This window comes from Candidatus Poriferisocius sp. (assembly GCF_965214065.1).
In the GTDB taxonomy this organism is placed as follows: domain Bacteria; phylum Actinomycetota; class Acidimicrobiia; order Acidimicrobiales; family Bin134; genus Poriferisocius.
Genome location: NZ_CBDCAT010000028.1, coordinates 1,262,801 through 1,279,237 on the forward strand (window position 1 = coordinate 1,262,801; position 16,437 = coordinate 1,279,237).

At 65.1% G+C, this 16,437-nt stretch carries 17 protein-coding genes, 1 tRNA gene and 1 pseudogene; 8 read left to right on the top strand and 11 right to left on the bottom strand.

The window, feature by feature from the left end; translation table 11 throughout:
• Positions 1-28: 28 nt before the first annotated feature.
• The 3 genes and pseudogenes from ACOOGG_RS17275 to ACOOGG_RS17285 all read right to left on the bottom strand — a co-directional run bounded on the left by ACOOGG_RS17275 (position 29) and on the right by ACOOGG_RS17285 (position 661).
• Positions 29-193 carry a hypothetical protein gene (locus ACOOGG_RS17275; protein ID WP_420437321.1) on the bottom strand — a complete coding sequence of 55 codons (165 nt, stop codon included), beginning with the start codon at positions 191-193 and terminating at the stop codon, positions 29-31.
• Positions 130-483 (bottom strand): annotated as a pseudogene (gene vapC / locus ACOOGG_RS17280) (type II toxin-antitoxin system VapC family toxin); the annotation flags it as partial. The pseudogene vapC and the gene ACOOGG_RS17275, both read right to left, overlap by 64 nt.
• On the bottom strand, positions 431-661 hold the full coding sequence (locus tag ACOOGG_RS17285; RefSeq protein WP_420437323.1) for a type II toxin-antitoxin system VapB family antitoxin: 231 nt from the start codon (positions 659-661) through the stop codon (positions 431-433). The gene ACOOGG_RS17285 and the pseudogene vapC, both read right to left, overlap by 53 nt.
• A 55-nt stretch (positions 662-716) precedes the next feature.
• Here ACOOGG_RS17285 and ACOOGG_RS17290 point away from each other — a divergent pair, with 55 nt between their 5' ends.
• The 4 genes from ACOOGG_RS17290 (at position 717) to tpiA (ending at position 4,512) form a co-directional block, all read left to right on the top strand.
• Positions 717-1,493 carry an SDR family NAD(P)-dependent oxidoreductase gene (locus tag ACOOGG_RS17290; RefSeq protein ID WP_420437325.1) on the top strand — a complete coding sequence of 259 codons (777 nt, stop codon included), beginning with the start codon at positions 717-719 and terminating at the stop codon, positions 1,491-1,493.
• 100 nt (positions 1,494-1,593) lie between these two features.
• Positions 1,594-2,604 carry a type I glyceraldehyde-3-phosphate dehydrogenase gene (gene gap / locus ACOOGG_RS17295; protein ID WP_420437327.1) on the top strand — a complete coding sequence of 337 codons (1,011 nt, stop codon included), beginning with the start codon at positions 1,594-1,596 and terminating at the stop codon, positions 2,602-2,604.
• An 11-nt stretch (positions 2,605-2,615) separates the two neighbouring features.
• Positions 2,616-3,743, top strand: a complete 1,128-nt coding sequence (locus ACOOGG_RS17300; protein WP_420437645.1) for a phosphoglycerate kinase — start codon at positions 2,616-2,618, stop codon at positions 3,741-3,743.
• Complete coding sequence (gene tpiA, locus ACOOGG_RS17305; protein ID WP_420437329.1) at positions 3,736-4,512, top strand: triose-phosphate isomerase; 777 nt, start codon at positions 3,736-3,738, stop codon at positions 4,510-4,512. The genes ACOOGG_RS17300 and tpiA overlap by 8 nt, the downstream gene beginning before the upstream one ends.
• 50 nt (positions 4,513-4,562) lie before the next feature.
• Here tpiA and ACOOGG_RS17310 read toward each other — a convergent pair whose 3' ends face one another.
• Both ACOOGG_RS17310 and ACOOGG_RS17315 read right to left on the bottom strand, forming a co-directional pair.
• Positions 4,563-6,428 carry a flavin-containing monooxygenase gene (locus ACOOGG_RS17310; protein ID WP_420437331.1) on the bottom strand — a complete coding sequence of 622 codons (1,866 nt, stop codon included), beginning with the start codon at positions 6,426-6,428 and terminating at the stop codon, positions 4,563-4,565.
• Positions 6,429-6,481: 53 nt separating this feature from the next.
• Positions 6,482-7,492, bottom strand: a complete 1,011-nt coding sequence (locus tag ACOOGG_RS17315; protein ID WP_420437333.1) for a M23 family metallopeptidase — start codon at positions 7,490-7,492, stop codon at positions 6,482-6,484.
• A gap of 102 nt (positions 7,493-7,594) precedes the next feature.
• Between ACOOGG_RS17315 and secG the strand changes: the two genes are divergently transcribed.
• A complete protein-coding gene (secG, locus tag ACOOGG_RS17320; RefSeq protein WP_420437335.1) occupies positions 7,595-7,828 on the top strand; it encodes a preprotein translocase subunit SecG in 234 nt (77 codons plus the stop codon).
• 21 nt (positions 7,829-7,849) lie between these two features.
• Positions 7,850-8,956, top strand: a complete 1,107-nt coding sequence (locus ACOOGG_RS17325; protein ID WP_420437337.1) for an acyl-CoA dehydrogenase family protein — start codon at positions 7,850-7,852, stop codon at positions 8,954-8,956.
• A gap of 28 nt (positions 8,957-8,984) precedes the next feature.
• Here the strand turns inward: ACOOGG_RS17325 and ACOOGG_RS17330 are convergent, their stop codons facing one another.
• Together ACOOGG_RS17330 and ACOOGG_RS17335 are read right to left on the bottom strand one after the other, a co-directional pair.
• Entirely contained in the window at positions 8,985-10,655 is a 1,671-nt protein-coding gene (locus ACOOGG_RS17330) for an AMP-binding protein (protein ID WP_420437339.1), read from the bottom strand.
• A gap of 52 nt (positions 10,656-10,707) precedes the next feature.
• Entirely contained in the window at positions 10,708-10,905 is a 198-nt protein-coding gene (locus ACOOGG_RS17335) for a cold-shock protein (protein ID WP_420437341.1), read from the bottom strand.
• Positions 10,906-11,081: 176 nt separating this feature from the next.
• Between ACOOGG_RS17335 and ACOOGG_RS17340 the strand changes: the two genes are divergently transcribed.
• Positions 11,082-11,969, top strand: coding sequence for a YceI family protein (locus tag ACOOGG_RS17340; protein ID WP_420437343.1), 888 nt, complete (start codon positions 11,082-11,084; stop codon positions 11,967-11,969).
• Positions 11,970-12,051: 82 nt separating this feature from the next.
• Positions 12,052-12,136, top strand: a tRNA-Leu gene (locus tag ACOOGG_RS17345).
• Between the two features lie 53 nt (positions 12,137-12,189).
• Here the strand turns inward: ACOOGG_RS17345 and ACOOGG_RS17350 are convergent.
• The 4 genes from ACOOGG_RS17350 to ACOOGG_RS17365 all read right to left on the bottom strand — a co-directional run bounded on the left by ACOOGG_RS17350 (position 12,190) and on the right by ACOOGG_RS17365 (position 16,413).
• Positions 12,190-12,633, bottom strand: a complete 444-nt coding sequence (locus ACOOGG_RS17350; protein WP_420437345.1) for a Fur family transcriptional regulator — start codon at positions 12,631-12,633, stop codon at positions 12,190-12,192.
• A gap of 101 nt (positions 12,634-12,734) precedes the next feature.
• The gene (locus ACOOGG_RS17355; RefSeq protein WP_420437347.1) at positions 12,735-13,784 is read right to left on the bottom strand and encodes a WD40 repeat domain-containing protein; all 1,050 of its coding nucleotides are present in this window, start codon (positions 13,782-13,784) and stop codon (positions 12,735-12,737) included.
• Positions 13,772-15,118 (bottom strand): CobW family GTP-binding protein, encoded by a 1,347-nt coding sequence (locus ACOOGG_RS17360; protein WP_420437349.1) that lies wholly within the window; start codon positions 15,116-15,118, stop codon positions 13,772-13,774. The genes ACOOGG_RS17355 and ACOOGG_RS17360 overlap by 13 nt, the downstream gene beginning before the upstream one ends.
• Positions 15,115-16,413: an NAD(P)-binding domain-containing protein gene (locus tag ACOOGG_RS17365; protein ID WP_420437351.1), complete on the bottom strand. Its 1,299-nt coding sequence runs from the start codon at positions 16,411-16,413 to the stop codon at positions 15,115-15,117. Before ACOOGG_RS17365 ends, ACOOGG_RS17360 begins: the two co-directional genes overlap by 4 nt.
• Positions 16,414-16,437 lie beyond the last annotated feature (24 nt).

The following is a 16,437-nucleotide window of genomic DNA, read 5'->3' on the forward strand; positions in this document are numbered from 1 at the left end:
ACTCCCACGCCGCCCGATAGGCATACCTTCAAAGGCCCAGAGGCGGTGGTGTCAGACCCCGACGAGTTGGAGGGCGGTGTGCTGGGCGATGTGGGCGTAGTCGCGGTCGTGGTGGAGCACGGGGACGTTGAGGCGAATGGCGACGGCCGCGATGAGGGCATCGGTCTGAGAACGAATGGTGATTCCCCGCCAACTGAGTTCTCGGTAGATAGTTGCGGCATCGAGCCAATCAAGCTTGGGGGAGAGCGCTTCGTGTTGCTGTGCCTCAAGAAGCCGTTGGGTTCGGGCTACAGCATCTCGGCGGGCGCCGGCCATTACCTCCAACAGGATTGGGTCGAGGGTAATGACCTCTCTACTGGAGATTGCCTGGCGCATCCTCTGCGCCTGGGCTGACCCCGTCGCCGACAAGAAGTCGATCCAGGCAGAGGTGTCAGCTATCAGCACTGGTGTCCCAGTCGGTAAACCGGTCGGCGCGCATGGCATCGAGATTGCCGTCCCAGCCGACTCCTTCCATGGCCAGTTGCTCTTCAATGGTCATCGGTCCTCCGCCCAGCAGGCGCTCCAGGGCTAGATGGACCGCTTGGCGCTTGGTGCGAAGTCCGAACGTCTGCATGGCGCGCTCAATGAGCTCATCGTCGATATCGATGTTCGTGCGGCTCATGACACCATCATACACTTCAATGTGTAATATTCGACTTGAGATTAGGGAGGCCGTTGTGGAGTTGAGCGGTAAGAGGATCATCGTCACCGGGTGTGCGAGTGGGATGGGGGCGGCGACGGTGCGGGCCTATGTGAAGGCGGGGGCCCAGGTTGTGGGGATGGATATTGCCGACGACGCGGGACGGGCGGTTTGCGCTGATGCGGCGGCAGGCGGGCCAGGAGAAATTGCGTATGTCTCAGTTGACGTCGCCGATGGCGTTCGGGTGGAGGCGGCATTTGCGGATGCCGACGACCTCTTGGGCGGGTTGGATGCGCTGGCGCACCCGGCTGCCATCCATGCCGCGTCCACGCCAGGAGAGGTCACCGTAGATGCGTGGGACCGAATATTTGAGGTGAACGTTCGGGGCACCGTGCTGACCAACCAGTCGGCCTACCAGCGGCTCAAGGCTGCCGGGGGCGGGGCCATCATCAATTTCGGGTCAATCTCCGGCCAGCGGGCCGAGCCGCTGGCTGCGGCCTATTCGGCGTCCAAGGGTGCGGTACACGCCTGGACCCGCACGGCGGCGGGCGCGTGGGGGGCCGACGGCGTGCGGGTGAACGCTGTTCTTCCCGCCATCAGGACTCCTATGTTCCAGGCATCTTGGGATCAGGCCACCGACGAGGAGCGAACCGAGAAATTCTGGCGCAACATCCACAGCATCGCGTTGGGCCAGGAATACGGCGACCCCGATCGTGACCTCGGTCCCGTGATGGTGTTTCTGGCCTCGGAGGCGTCCCGGTTCATAACCGGCCAACTCATCCCCGTCGACGGCGGACAGGGGAACGTGCGCTAGAACCGATCCTCAAGGCCAAGACTTTGAGTTGCGCCTCGTTTGGCCAATTTCGTAGGCCCCATCATCAGAATGTGCCGGGTCGTTCGTTAGTGTCAGCCGCATGAGCATTCGCGTGGGTATCAACGGGTTCGGCCGCATCGGTCGGAACTTCTTCAGGGCGGCTCGTCAGGCCGGCGCCGACCTGGAATTCGTGGCCGTAAACGACTTGGGCAGCCTGGAAACCATGGCCCATCTCTTGCAGTACGACTCGGTGATGGGCCGGTTCACCGACCCGGTTGCAGTGGTCGACGGCGGGCTCGACATCGGCGGTCGCGTCCTGCACGTGCTGTCGGAGCGCAACCCGGCAGATCTGCCCTGGAAGGATTTGGATGTGGACGTGGTGGTGGAGTCCACCGGGTTCTTCACCGCCCGCGACAAGGCGGCCGCCCACCTCGACGCCGGTGCCCCGAGGGTGATCGTGTCGGCTCCGGCATCGGGGGCCGATGCCACCTTTGTGGTGGGGGTGAACGATGGCGACTTCGACCCCGAGAACCACCTGGTCGTGTCCAATGCCTCGTGTACCACCAACTGCTTTGTGCCCATGGTGAAGGTGCTCGACGACGCTTTCGGGGTGGAGCGGGGCCTGATGACCACCGTCCACGCCTACACCGGCGACCAGGCGCTGGTGGACGGCCCCCACTCTGATCTGCGCCGGGCCCGGGCCGCCGGAGTGAACATCGTTCCCACCTCCACCGGCGCCGCTCGCGCCACCGGGCTGGTGCTCCAGGCCATGAACGGGCTGCTCGACGGCATTTCCCTGCGGGTGCCCATTCCCGACGGTTCCATTACCGACTTCACCGCAGTGGTGCGGGGCGAGCCTTCTGTCGATGAGGTGAACGCCGCTTTTGCCGCCGCGGCGGCCGACGGACCGCTGGCCGGAGTGCTGGAATACAGCGAGGCCCCTCTGGTGTCGACAGACATCGTTGGTTCGCCCGCCTCCTGCACCCTCGATGCTGGCCTCACCATGTCGCTGGGCAACCTGGTCAAGGTGTCGGGCTGGTACGACAACGAGTGGGGCTACTCCAACCGGCTGGTCGACCTGGTCGCCATCGTGGGCGCAGCGGGCGGCTGAGCACAAAGGTGCTGCCCACCCTTGAAACGCTAAGCGAGGCCCTGGGCGGGCTGGACGGCCGGCGAATACTGCTGCGCGCTGACTTCAACGTCCCGCTCGACGCCACCGGTCAGATCGCCGACGACTTCCGCATCAAGGCGGCGCTGCCCACCATCCGGTGGCTGACCAATCAAGGGGCCGCTGTTGTGGCGTGCAGTCACTTGGGACGCCCCGACGGCAAGCCCGACCCCCGGTATTCCCTGGCCCCGGTGCAGGCTCGACTGGGCGAGCTCGCCCCCGACGTGGAACTGCTGGAGAACCTGCGCTTCGACCCGGGGGAGACCGGCAACGACGACCGCCTGGTGCATCGGCTGGTAGAGGGCTGCGATAGCTATGTGAACGATGCCTTCGGGGCTTCGCACCGGTCCCACGCCTCCATCGTGGGACCGCCCCGATATCTGCCCAGCGCAGCCGGCCGCCTGCTGGCCCAAGAGGCCGAAGTGCTGCTTGGACTGCGAGCCAAGCCCAAGCGGCCGTTCGTCGCCGTTCTGGGCGGGGCCAAGGTCAGCGACAAGCTGGGGGTGATCGACGCGCTGCTGGCGACCGCCGATGAGGTGGTGATCGGCGGAGGCATGTGCTTCACCTTTCTGGCCGCGTTGGGTCACAGTGTGGGTGATTCGCTGCTCCAGGCCGACCAGATCGAGGCCTGTGGCCGACTGCTGAACTCGGGGGCTCCCATCCGTCTTCCCTCCGACATCACCGCACTGGCGCCGGGGGAGCGGGTGGTGCAGGCGGGTGTAGACCTGCGGCCTGACTGGAAAGGGCTGGACATCGGCCCGGGCACCGCGGCCGAGTTCAGCGATCTCATCGCTGAAGCCGGTACCGTGCTGTGGAACGGACCCATGGGGCTGTTCGAAGACCCTCGGTTCGCGGCGGGAACCAAAGTGGTGGCTCAAGCTCTGGCCGAGAGCCGGGCGTTCTCCGTGGTGGGCGGGGGCGACAGCGCGGCTGCGGTCCGCCAGTTCGGGCTGGATCGGGAAATGGACCACGTGTCCACCGGGGGAGGAGCTTCGCTGGAGTTGATCGAGCAGGGCGACCTGCCCGGTCTGCGAGCACTGAGAGAATCCGTTGAGACACATGAGGAGAACCGCAATGGCTGAGCGCAAGCCGCTGATCAGCGGCAACTGGAAGATGCACATGAACCATTTGGAGGCCATCCAGTTCATCCAGAAGCTGTCGTATGCCCTCGATCAAGCCGACTACAAGTCTGCCGACGTGTCCATCCATCCGCCGTTCACCAACCTACGCTCGGCCCAAACGGTGCTCGACGCCGACAACATCCCCGTCGCCCTGGGAGCCCAGCACTGCCACTGGGAGGAGCGCGGAGCATTCACCGGGGAAGTGTCCCCGACCATGCTGGCCAAGCTGGCGGTGAGCTACGTAATCGCTGGACACTCCGAGCGCCGCCAGCTCTTCGGAGAGACCGACGACAACGTGAACTTGAGGCTCAAGGCCATTTTGGCCGCAGGCATGACCCCGATCATGTGCTGCGGGGAGACCCTCGATGAGCGGGAGGCCGACCAGACCGAGGCCCGCATCACCGACCAGGTTGATGGCGGACTGGCCGGGCTGAAGCGAGATCAGGTGGGTGCCATGGTTATCGCCTATGAACCGGTGTGGGCCATCGGCACCGGCCGAACCGCCACCCCCGCCGACGCCCAGGCCGGGTGTGGGCTCATCCGAGAGCGGGTGGCGGCCAACTTCGGTGCAAACGCTGCCGCTGGAGTCCGCATCCAGTACGGCGGCTCGGTCAAGCCCGTAAACGTCGCCGAGCTCATGGCCCAGCCCGACATCGACGGCGCCCTCGTCGGCGGCGCATCCCTCGAAGTCGACAGCTTCTCCCGCATCATCCGCTTCCGACTCCAGTAGCGGCAAGACATATGTTGCGCCCCTGAGGGCAGTCGCCGGCTAGTGAGTGGTCAGGTGATCTGGAGGTCGTCCCACTCCACCTCAGTGCACAGCCGGTGGTACTCGGGCCCGTACCACGGGGCGCTCATCTGAAGCCGGTTATGGGTCTGGTTGAGGTAGTAGTTCTTGTCCGGGGCTCCCTCCTCGTGCATTAGGAGGAGTTTGGAGGCCTCTTCGTCCAGCGCTTCGTTGTAGCGCTCATAGGCGTCCATCGTCACCTCGACGCTGGTCTTGCCCTCTTCCAGCATCTTCACGATCAGCTGGGCCGCGTAACCGGACCACACCTGATACCAGATGGGAAGGCCGGTGCCGCCCGACAGAGGCTGGGAGTTCGGGCCGTAGAGCATGAACATGTTGGGATACTTCGGCACCATCATGCTGAGGTAGGCGCGGGGGCCGTCCTTGGACCAGAAGTCGTGCACATTGAGGCCGTCTCGGCCGAAGTAGTCGGCGGGCCACAGGAACTGGACGACATCGAAGCCGATAGCGGTGATGATGGCGTCGACCTCGCGGACGGTGCCATCGTCGGTCTCGATGCCTTTCGGTGTAAGCCGGGCGATAGGGTCGGTGACCAGCTCGACGTTGTCGCGGGTGAGCGCCCGATACCAGCCATTGTCCACCACCGGCCGCCGGGAGAATGGCGCGTAGTCGGGTACGAGATTTTCGACGAGCTCTGGGCGATTGTCGGTTTGCTCGTGGATGTAGTTGGTGAGGAAGTCGCGCAGCTGGTCATTCATCTCATTCCAGTGGCCGCCGGCCGCCTGCCACTCCTCGTCGGCGTAGAGGTAGTTGTGGGTGGCAAACAGTGCAGCGATGGCCATGTAGCGCCACCAGTTCCAATAGCCCGGGAAGTTGTCCAGCAGCCAGCGCACCTCTGGTTCGATGGGCTGGCCGTACTTGGGACGCGGGCTGATCCACTGCTTCGAGCGTTGGAAGACGTAGACCTCCTCTGCTTCCTCAGCGACGGGAGAGAGCAGCTGAACACCGGTCGAGCCGTTGCCAATGACGGCAATCCGGCGGCCGCGGTAGTCGAAGTCCTCGGGCCACTGTGAAGGATGGATGACCGGTCCGGGAAAGTCCTCGAGGCCCTCGAAATTGGGGGTTCTCTGGTTGGCGAAAGCGCCGACTGCGTTGATCACCACATTGGCCTCGATGGTCTCGATTCCGTCGGGAGTGTCGGCCTCGAGCACCCATACGTCGCGAACCTCGTCGAAGGTGGCCCGCTTCAGGTCGTGGTCGAATCGAGTGTTGTCATGCATCCCGTACTTGCGGGAGATGTGGAGCAGGTACTCCCGCACCAGTTGGCCCTTCCCGAAGTACTCGGGCCACGGGTAGTTCTTCTCGAAGGCGAACTCGTAGGTGATCGAGATGGTGTCCACCCTGATGTCGGGATAGCGGTGCCGGCTCCAGGTGCCACCGGGTTCCGACCGGCGCTCTAGGATCACGTAGGGGATTCCCAAGAGCTCCATCTGGATGCCCGCAGCGAGGCCGCTAAACCCGCTGCCGATAATCGCCACTTGGAAGCCCTCGGGCAACTCGGGCTTGCCGTTGGTCCAGTCAACGGTCCAGGGGAAGGACTTGAAAGCCATCAAGTCGCGCCGTGACTCGAATTCCAGATCGCCCATCTCCTCCTTGGTGGCCAGGTTCATCAGTTGGCGAAGCCGGGGCATCGGCGGCTCATCGGGCATCCCCGGCCCGGCATTCTCCTCCAACCAGGCCACGGTCTTGGTGATCAGCAATTCACGCTCGTCGTCGTCGAGCTCAAGGGCTCGGGGCAGCGCTTCGATTTCGGGGTCGTCGGTGTGGTGGAACAGCGCCACCCTCACCGCGTCCAAATCGGCCAGCTCCACTGCTCGTCTGATGAACTCGGAATCCATACCCGGAAGTTTGGCAGAGCCAAGTTGGATTTCTTTAGTCCTCAGAGGGGCGTTTAGCCCAAAGCCTCCGAGAACAGCGTGGTGTACACCTCGCGGGTCTGCTCCGTGTTCAGGCCGGCTCCTAGGAACTGATTGTCGATGTGCAGCTCCCAGTGGAGATGGGGATCTTCGTAAAAGTCCCCGTTGGCTGCTGCGTGGGTTCCCCGGTTTCCGATCTCGCCCACTCGCTCTCCTGCCCTGATTGTCTCGCCGACGCGGATGTCAGGGTCTACTTCATGAAGGTGGGCGTAGAGGGTGACCACATGGCCGACGAACGGGACAACACCGTGGTCGATCACCACATAGTTTCCGTAGAGCGACAAGAGCGTGAAAGGTGGCGTTGCCTCAAGAGCGCTGGCTACTTCCAGCAGCTCATCGCGATCGTCGGGATCGGGGTCTTGGTAGTCGCCGACGGCTAGAACCACCCGTCCGTCGAGCGCGGCTACCGCATGACGGCCCAGCGAGAAGCACAGGAAGTCCACGCCTTGGTGGATGCCGAAGCGATAGGCCCTAGGGGCGTTGGGAAGCAGGTCTGGACGGGGGAGCGGGGACTTGCAGTCGCTGGGATAGATCGTATGAGGGGCGAGGCCGGCAGCTATGGCCAGAGCCGCTTCGTAAGACAGCGGCTCCTGTTCCAAAACAACGACAACCGGTTCGGCAGATGCTTCGGGTGCTGCGGCCCCCGGCTCGGCGCCCGTTCCTGGCGTAGTCGAAGCCTGATCTTCGACGGGTCCTGTGGAGGTGGAATCAGTCGGCGCCTGCTCGTTCGCACTCCCAGTGGAATCTGATGCGGCCCCCGAGTCGGCATCGGATTGAGGGGCGGTAGCCGTCGGCTCGGCGGCATCAACAGTAGACCGGGTAGCACTGTCGCCGTTGGAGCCATCGGAGGTCCAAACCTGGGCAATCAATACTCCCAGAACAAACCCAACTGCGATGAGTGCGAGCACTGCGAGTCCGCGGGGAGAGAATATGTACCTCCTGACTGCGCCGACCTGCTTCCAGCTGCGGCGGAAAACACCCATCATTATCGGGTCAGGTTAACGATTTGAGAGCCCCGAAAAGTGGACCGCCCAACTATGGGTGCTGGGTAGGTCAGCAGAGGAGTGCAGCGGGTAGAATTCACCGCTGTGACCATTGTGCTTGTGGTGATCGACGTGGTTTCCGCGTTGGGGCTGTTGTTCTTGGTGCTGCTGCACAGCGGCCGGGGCGGCGGCCTCTCTGACATGTTTGGCGGCGGATTCGGCACTCAGGCAGCCGGGTCGACGGTCATCGAGAAAAACCTCGACCGGCTCACCATCGTGGCCGCGTTGATATTCGCCTTCTCCACGCTGGCGCTGGCTTTGCTGCTGGATTCCAGCTAGTAGCGGGCCAATAGCTGTCGCTTGGATTTCGCACTCAGCCCCGAATTGCTTGAACTGCGCGACCGAGCGCGGGCGGTTGCCGCTGACGGGGTAGCCCGCTTCGGGCGCCACAACGACTCGTGGATCAATGGCTACTCCAAGGAGTTCGCCAGGGTCATGGCCGAAGAAGGCTGGATCGGCATGGGATGGCCCACCGAATACGGCGGACAGGCCCGGCCACCAATCGAGCGGTTGATCGTGGCCGAGGAGATGATCAGCGCCGGGGCGCCGGTGGCTGCCATGTGGTTCGCCGACCGCCAGATGGGACCAACGCTGATCGCCTACGGCACTGAGCAGCAGAAGGCGGAGTTCTTGCCCCAGATGCTGTCGGGGGAGAGCACTTGGTGCATCGGGATGAGCGAACCCGACGCCGGCTCGGATCTGGCCTCTATCTCCACTCGGGCGGTGCGGGACGGCGCCGATTTCGTGGTCGACGGCCAGAAGATCTGGACCAGCTTCGGGCACGTGGCCGACTACTGCTATCTGATCTGCCGCACCAGCGACGAGGGGCCGCCCCATCGGGGGGTCAGCGAGATCATCGTGCCGATGGACACACCGGGCATCGAGGTGCGCCCGATTACCGACATGATCGCCAACCGCCACTTCTGCGAGATCTACTTCACCGGTGTGCGGGTGCCGGCCGGGAACCTGGTTGGCACCGAGGGGGATGCCTTCAAACAGACCATGGCGCAACTGGCTCACGAGCGGGGGGGTATCGACCGCCTGGTGTCCAACCGGGCGCTGTTCTTGCACGCCCGCGCCAAGGCCGACCGATCCGATCCCCGGGTCCGCCAGGAGATCGCCCGATTGGAGAGCGAATATCGGGTAGGACGCCTGCTGGTATACCGAGAGGCTCTCGGCCAGGCCCCCGCCGGATTCAGCGCGGCCACCAAGGCGTTCTGCACCGAGCACGAACAGCGGGTAGCCCATTTCGCCGCAGCCTGCCTAGGTCCGGCGGCTCTGCTCGACGACGAGTGGACCAGAGGCATTTGCTACGCCTCCTCGTACACCATCGCCGGCGGCACCTCCAACGTCATGCGCAACATCCTGGGCGAACGGGTGTTGGGGTTGCCGCGCGAGCCCCGCTGAGTTCATCAGAACCGGGTGTGTTCCGGGATCAGCCTTTCCGGCCCCTTCTACGACGCTGCTGGGGGCCGCGGTCGTGGGTTTCGCCATCCACACCCTGCTCGCGCAGAACCATCTTGCGGACCTTTTCCGACGGGGTCTTCGGCAGCTCGTCGACCACCCGGAGATAGCGGGGCACCGCGAAGGACGGGAGTTGTTTATCGGCGTATTCCCAGATCTCCTCGGCGCTGATCTCAGCCCCAGGCTCGGGCACCAGAAAGACCATCACCTCGTCTTCTCCGGCCTCCTGGTCGGCGGGGACGCCGATGGCAGCAACTTCGGCGAGCGCCGGATGGGAGACCAGACCCTGTTCGACCTCGTACGACGAGATGTTCTCGCCCCGCCGCCGGATGGCGTCCTTCAGACGATCCACGAAGTAGTACCAGCCGTCATCGTCGCGGCGGAGCCCGTCGCCGGTATGGAACCACAGGTTTCTGAAGGCGTCGGTCGTTTTGTCGGGCATCCCGAAATACCCTTGGCAGGTTGTCCACGGGTAGCGGCCCCTGACGATGAGCTCGCCCACCTCGCCGACCGGCACCTCCTCGTCGGTATCGGAGTGCACCAGGCGGATGTCGAACCAGTCGGCGTTGAGGAGCCCGGCCGCGCCCGGGGGACGCTCGACGCCATAGGGCGTGAGGATCGGCATGCAGGTCTCGGTGAGGCCGAACACCTCGACGAAGGCCTCGACGCCGAAGCGCTCCTTGAACTGGTCGAGGATGGAGCTGGCTGTGGGCGCCGCGAAGATGCAGCGCAAGTCGTTGGCGGCATCGTCGGGCCGGGGCTCCTGTTGCCAGACGAAGTCCATCATCACGCCGACGAAGTTGGTGACCGTCGCTCGGGCTGCTCGGATCTGTTCGATCCATTCCGACGCGCTGAAGCGCTCGTGCAACACATAACGGGCGCCGGCGATCAGCGCTGGGTAGGCCGCCAGGAACTGCGAGTTGCCGTGGAACAGCGGGCCCACCGACATGTAGGTGTCGGCTTCGGTCAGCCGGGTCAACGACACGCATTGGTCAGCGAACAGGTGCATGTGGGCGTGCGGCATCATCACGCCCTTCGACAGCCCGGTCGTGCCCGACGTGAAGAAGATCGAGCCAAGCTCGCGAGCCTCCACATCGGGCAACTCGGTTTTTGCAGCGTTGACAAGCGAGGTCCAGGGGCTGGCTTCGTAGCCGGCGGCCGCCAGTTGGGAGATCCCGGCCGCAACCTCAGCATCTTCTCCGACCACGAAGTAGTGCCGGATGGACGTAACCGCGTCTCCGACATCGACGATGCGTTCCACGAACTCGGGCGCGATGACGGCCAGCACCGGCTCTGTGGTCCGGACCTGGTGGGCCAAGAACGACCCTCGGTAGGCCGTGTTGATCGGCACCTCCACGAGGCCGGCCACCGACGAACCCAGCCACGCGAGAATGTAGGCCGAGCAATTCGGGATCATGACTAGGACCCGGTCGCCCGTTTGGGCCCCAGCAGCCAGCATTCCCGAGCCGACGCGCTCAGCTAAATCCAGGGTTTCGGCAAAGGTGTACGACTCGCCGGCCCACGGCACGTCGAGATATATGCGGTGGGGATGCCGAGCCGCCCGATCCCGGAGCACCCTAGGAGAGCTCCACCACGCCCGGTCCTCATAGGTGGGCGTGTACTCGTCGTAGTACTGAGTCATAAGAGGTGACCCGGCAAGATGGTTACGCTGTGGAGGTCACAGCGTCGGTTTTTCAGATGACCCGTACGTTTTGTGCTTCCTCGCCCTTGCGGCCTGGGGCGACGTCGAACTCGACCATTTGGCCTTCGTTGAGAGATTTGTGGCCCTCGCCGGCGATGTTCGAGTAATGGACGAAGACGTCGTCGGCGCCTTCTCGTGAGATGAAGCCGTAGCCCTTCTCATTGTTAAAAAACTTGACAGTTCCTTGCATGACCCTTTGCTCTCATTCGAGTCGGTCCCGTGACCTACTCGCCCAAGACTGTACGGCGGCAATGGGTCGTAACTCCTAAGCCAAGCCAACTTTGCTCGAATTCGTTGTTTGGTCCAAGAGCCGTTGATGTTGCTGTCCCATGAGTCCTTCTTCCGGACCACGGGTACCCTGACTCCATGTTCAAGCAGATGAGACGGCGACGCGTCCTGTGGGTGGTTGTGCCCTCCGTGGTTGTTGTGGCGGTTTTGACTGTCGTCCTCATCTGGTGGTTGACCAGGGACGACGCACCACCCGCGGTCGATCTTGAGGCCGCGGTCTCGACATTGGACGAGGATGGAGGCGCGGCGACATCAGAACCCGCTTCCACACCAACGTCGGCTCTCACGGCTGCGCCGGCCGCTACACCGACCATTGGCGAACCCACCGCAGCAGCGCTAAGCACCACCGCTGCGCCAACTGCCATACCGGCCGCTGACGAACCCGAGGCGGTCTCAGCCCCAGAGGGGGTGAATGGCCTCTGGGCGGTGGATACTTCTATCGGCGAATTCAGCTATGAGGACTCCACCGGAACATTCGTTGGCTTCCGGGTTGACGAGGAGCTGACCAGCATCGGTTCCACCACCGCTGTGGGCCGCACCCCGGTGGTAACCGGATCGATCGCCATTGACGGCGAGACTGTGACCGCCGTCACGGTGGAAGCCGACATGAGCGCCATCACCACCAACGACTCACGCCGAGACCGACCGGTGCAATCCGCGCTCAACACTGCTGAGTTTCCGACCGCGGTGTTCACTCTCACCGAGCCCGTCGACCTTGGCCCCGACCCTAACTCCGGCGATCCTATTGCCACCACCGCAGTAGGCGAACTCACCGTCAAAGGCACCACCCAACCCGTGCAGATTGCGCTGGAGGCCCAGTTGGTTGACGACACTGTCGTCGTAGTCGGCTCCACCGAGATTGTCTTCGCCGACTACGACGTATCGGTCCCCCGAGTCCCCATCGTGTTGTCAGCCGAAGACCACGGCATTGTCGAACTCCAGCTGTTTTTCGCCCGGAGCCCATGATGGTTTCGGGATCACCTATCTCCTAGTGAAGCAGGGTATTGGCGCGATAGTGTGCCCTCTGCGCCGGTTTCAAGGCGCCCACGTCGGAGTGGCGGAATTGGCAGACGCGCTAGCTTGAGGGGCTAGTGCCCTTTACGGGCGTGGGGGTTCAAGTCCCCCCTCCGACACGAAGCTGCACCTTCGAGGCGCTGACCAACCGGCGCCTCGCCCCGGTGCTGGATCAGGCGCAGGCGGCGCAGGTGCCCAGTACGTCGAGGCGATGTGCGGTTTGCACGAAGCCGGTGTCCTCGAGCGCCTTGGCTATCGCGGTATCGAGCGAGCGCTCCGCGCGAGCCGGCACGACGAAGTCGTCGACTGTGCCGCACTCGGTGCAGACGACATGGTGGTGATGCCCGATGATCTCCTCGGACAGCTCGTAGCGGGTGAGATCGTCGGTGCCCACCACCCGTTGTACGATGCCGACCGACTCGAGGTCCACCATGTTGCGGTACAGCGAGCTCTGCGTAAGCCGGGGTCCTGCCTCGAGTAGTTCGGCGATCGTTGCCGGTCGCCCGGCTGCCGCGAGCAACTCGACCAGATGGCGGCGGCCCCTGGTGTACATCTGACCCGATTCCCGCATCCGACCCGAGATCAGGTCGTGGACCTCTGCGGCATCGATCCCCATGAGCCGGGACCTTATCGGCCGGCACCAACGCGGCCGGGGAGTCCCTGCGGCTGGAGCTCGCGATATGCAACCAAGAAGGGGCGACAGGGACACATCAAGGATCAGCTTCCGGTGCGCCAGGTTGTGAGGTGCCCCGATGCGTCGATGGCGGCCAGGGACCGGCCGTCAGGGCGCCAGGCTACGGCCTCGATGCGGCCGTCGCAGACGTCGAAGCCGACGGCTTTGCCGTTGCCGTCGGGCCCGAGACGCCACACCAGTACCCCGCCATCGCGCCCGCCCGAAGCGAGGGTCGTCGACCGCGGCGCGAACGCGAGGCTCGTGACGGTGCCGGCGTGGGCGTCGAGCACACCAGGTGTGGTGCCCTCGGGGCCGCCGTCGGCGAACACCCACACGGTCACGTCTTCGCCGCCGCCGGTGGCGAGCAGCCGGCTCGCGTCGTCGAATGCTAAGGCGCTGGGTTTGGCCGGGTAGCCGTACATGGCGGCATCGGTGCCGGTAGAGGTGCGCCAGAAGTGCACCGTGTTGTCCTGGCTGCCGCAAGCGACGACCTCGCCGTCGGGGCTCAGTACCAGCGACACCAGCGAGCCCTGCCATTCGAAACGCGCCTTCGGCTCGGGATCGTCGCCGAAGACGCAGACTGCACCGAACGATGCCGTGACCAACTCGCTCGCCGGCGTCCACGCGACGGCGGCCACCGTGCTCGGATGCTCGAAGGAGGTCCAGGCGTCCCCGCCGTCGGCGGACCAGCTATGGGTGTACCGACCGGCGGCGGTCGCGATACGCGATCCGTCGGGTGACACCGAGATCGTGTCGAGCCAGGCCGCTCCCAGCTCGTGACGCCACCGAGGCGCACCCGAGGTGGCATCACGTGAGGCCACCACGCCGTCGGCGCCTGCGCTCACGACGAACGACGGGCCGCCCACCGCGAGGTGCACCGGTCCGGGCTCGTGCGCGTCGGCGACACTCCAGACGATGTCGCTGCGCGCCGCGTCGACGGCGGTCAGCGCGCCCGATGAGTCGCCCGTCATCACGAGGCTGCCCCCGCACGCCCAGGCGAGCGCCGTGGGGTAGTCGTCGAGCAGATGCGACCAACCCTGCCGCAGCACACCCGCACGTCGCCGTTGTGCGACCCGGCCGGTCAGACCAGGCATGCCTGGAATCCTGCTCGCAGCTCGTCGGCGTCGAGGTCGCGGCCGATGAAGATGAGCTGATTGCGGCGAGGATCATCACCCCATGGCCGGTCCGGCTGAGAATCGAGCAGCATGTGCACGCCCTGGAACACGACACGGTCCGTCTCGCCGGCGACGGCGAGGAAGCCCTTCATCCGAAAGATGTCGGTGCCCTTCTCGTCTAGCAACTTGCCGAGCCAATCGTTCAGGCGATCGCCGTCGACGTTGCCATCGGCCTCAATCCCGACCGACGTGACGCTCTCGTCGTGCTCGTGGGCGGCCACCCAGGCCCGCTCGATCACCGGCGCGATGGTGGCGCCGTCGGCGGTCGTGACGGTGGGGTGGTACTCCTCTGCCAGGTGTTCGCAAAACAGGCCGTACAGCTGCTCGCCGGTGCCCTCGCCGATCAGGAGCGTCACCGCGGTCTGGTCGACGGCATCGAGCGCCGCATCGACATGGTGGCCAGGGGTCACCTGGTCACCGACCCTCACGCATGCCGGCGGCTCGGCGAACACGCGAACGCATCTCTCGGCGCCGGCTTCGAGGGCCTCGCTCGTCGCCTCCGGCAGCGGCAGCACCGCCAGCCCCATCGTGGGATCGGGCCCGGCGTCGAAACGAAGGGTGTGGGTGCCCGGGTCGAGGCGGTAGACGCCAGTCCACTCGAACGGGTACTCGGGTTCGAGGAATGTGGGCCGGCGGTCGAGCGCGACCGTCAGGTCGAAGGACCGCTGGTCGAGCAGGACGTCGACGGCCACCGAGCCGAAGCTCGCGCGATGCATTGCGGTGACGCCGTTCATCGACCGAATACGAGCTTCGAGCTCGTCAAGCCGGCGATCGTCGACGAGGTCGGTCTTGTTGAGCACGACGACGTCGGCGAACGCGATCTGTTCCTCGGTCTCGCGGCTGCGCCCGAGCTGTTGGTCGACATGGACGGCGTCGACGACGGTGACGATGCCGTCGAGCGCGTACTCGGCGGCGATGTCGTCGTCCATGAAGAACGTCTGTGCCACCGGCCCCGGATCAGCGAGGCCCGTGGTCTCGACCAGCACGTAGTCGAACTTGTCGCGCCGCTTGCCGAGGTTGCCGAGCACCCGGATCAGATCGCCTCGCACGGTGCAGCAGATGCACCCATTGGACATCTCGAAGACTTCTTCGTCGGCGTTGACCACCAGGCCCTGGTCGATGCCGATCTCGCCGAACTCGTTCTCGATGACCGCGATGCGTCGGCCATGGTGCTCTGTGAGGATGCGGTTGAGCAGCGTCGTCTTGCCGGCTCCGAGGAAGCCGGTGAGGATCGTGACCGGTACCCGGCTCATCGGGCCGCGTTGGTGTGATATTCGGTGGTGGACATGGCGGGTTGCCTCCGGGGTGGTCGTGGGTGGGGGATGGTGGTGATGGCGTCGTACTCGAGGTCGACGCCGGTGATGGCCCGGGTGATTGCCCGTGCGGCGCGTTGCGCGCCCCAGAGGTTTCCGGCGGCGGGGCCGAGCGTCAGGGTGGCGAGGCGGCCCATGACATGGATGGGGTGACGGCCGGTGCGCAGGTCGCGATCGCAGACGGGCAGGCCGGCGACGGTGGCGATGTCGGGCAGGACCGGTTCGAGGGCCCGCTGGGCGGCGATGTCGGGCGTGGTTCCCGTAGCGAGCCAGAGTAGGCCGGTGTCGAGCGCCGTGCCGTCGTCGAGATCAAGTTCGGCTTGGTCGTTGGTCACGCCGGCGGCAACGACCCTGCGGCCCTCGTGGAGCCGCACCGTGCCTAGCGCGACGAGCGCCTCGAGGCGTTGGTGCATCCAGCCAGGTATCGTGCCTCCGCCTCGGGCGGCAAGCGCCTGCCGGTGACGCACCTCGGGATCGGGCTCGGCGGAGTAAGCCTGCAGGTATTTCGGGCCGAGCCAGCCCGGATCGGTGTCAAAGCTGCGAATCTCGATGGGACGCCGACTGACGAGCTCAACGTGGGCGCCGCGCTCGACGGCGCCGACGGCGAGGTGCGCTGCGGTCAGTCCGCCGCCGATCACCGCCACCGTGGTGCCCGTGAGGTCGCCGATGGTGCGCAAGTCGATGTCGGTGGCGTGGTCGATGGCGCCAGGCAACCGGCCGAGTATCCGTGCGACCCAGTCGGGGATCTCCCGGCGATGTGGGTTCGTGGCGACGACGAGATGGCGGCACAAAATGGTGTCGGCGTCGGTCTCCACGGCAAGGTGGTCACCTACGGGGACGACTCGTCTTGCCGCTGCGGCCAGCGGCCGATCCAGGTCCATGCGGGCGACGAGGTCCTCGCAGTACGCCGCGAACGCCTTGGTCGTGGGCAGGTCATAGGGCAGGCCCGACCCGTCGAGGCCGCGTCGTACGGTGTGCTCGGCCAGCTCGCCCGAGCGGGTGCCGGGGTGGTGGACCCCCGGCGACCGGAGGTTGCCGATCTCGAGCCGAGCGAACTGCTCGTGCCAGGTGCGCATCCAGACACCCGCGGGGTCGACGACCACGAGCCCATCGGCAAGGCCAGGCCTGGCGGCCAGCAGATGGACGGCAGCAGCCAGGCCAAGAGGGCCGGCGCCGAGAATGCAAACCGCCGCCTCCCGATCGGGTTGGGGCGGCGAGGAGCGCTCATCTGCCATCACGGCCTCACTATAGAATAGGAA